Annotated in this window: 1 protein-coding gene; it reads left to right on the top strand. The window is 41.7% G+C overall.

Annotated elements, in window-relative coordinates:
- The first annotated feature begins 30 nt into the window (after positions 1–30).
- A complete protein-coding gene (locus NGM62_RS21945) occupies positions 31–591 on the top strand; it encodes a Crp/Fnr family transcriptional regulator (protein WP_262250439.1) in 561 nt (186 codons plus the stop codon).
- Positions 592–796: the final 205 nt, after the last annotated feature.

Raw genomic sequence — 796 nt, 5'->3', positions numbered from 1 at the left:
GCGGGGCCGATGTTCAACCCCTGACACAGTTTGTTTTACACTCCCAACCATATCGAAAAAATTATTTCCCTTACAGATTCCGAATTTGAATTTGTAGCTTCTTTGTTCACTCCAAAAGTCTATAGAAAAGGACAGTTCATTTTCCACGAAGGAGAGTATCTTACTAAGAATTTCTTTGTATGTAGAGGCTTAGTAAAACTTGTATATAATGATTCCGATGCGCGCGAACATATTGTTTCTTTTGCTATGGAGGATTGGTGGGAAACTGATTTTGAAGCATTTTATACACAGAAAAAAACAACCATGTCGCTCATATGTCTAGAAGATACGGATGTATTATTTATTACCTATGATGACTACAAACATCTCTGCAATGCCTTGCCCAAAATGGAACATTTCTTTTTGGAAAAAGCATACTTTGGATTTATTGCCGCACAAAAACGAATTCTTTCCGCCCTTACCTTAAACACTGCGGAGCGTTATCGTCAGCTGATCGAACGATATCCTAATTTAATCCAACGGGTACCCAAATCTCAATTGGCGGCTTATCTGGGTGTTTCTCGAGAAACATTAAGCAGGATCTCGCTCTAAAATCCAACCTGTCATCATGTTGCGTCAAGCTGCAGAAGTAGGGGCGAGGCGCGCGCTAATTGGTGCAGGACTTGAATCTCCCACTATTCGCCGAAAGGAAGCTATTGCCAGGTACGGACAGAACGATGTCGATCGCTGGCAGAAGGAGGGGATTATTAAACCGTATCCGCCCGACCAACTACAGGTTTGATTCCTGAAGATTATT

The organism is Parapedobacter soli (genome assembly GCF_025460835.1).
Taxonomy (GTDB): domain Bacteria; phylum Bacteroidota; class Bacteroidia; order Sphingobacteriales; family Sphingobacteriaceae; genus Parapedobacter; species Parapedobacter soli.
Note: the sequence above shows the minus strand (reverse complement) of the source record. Positions and strands in the feature narration are given on the sequence as shown.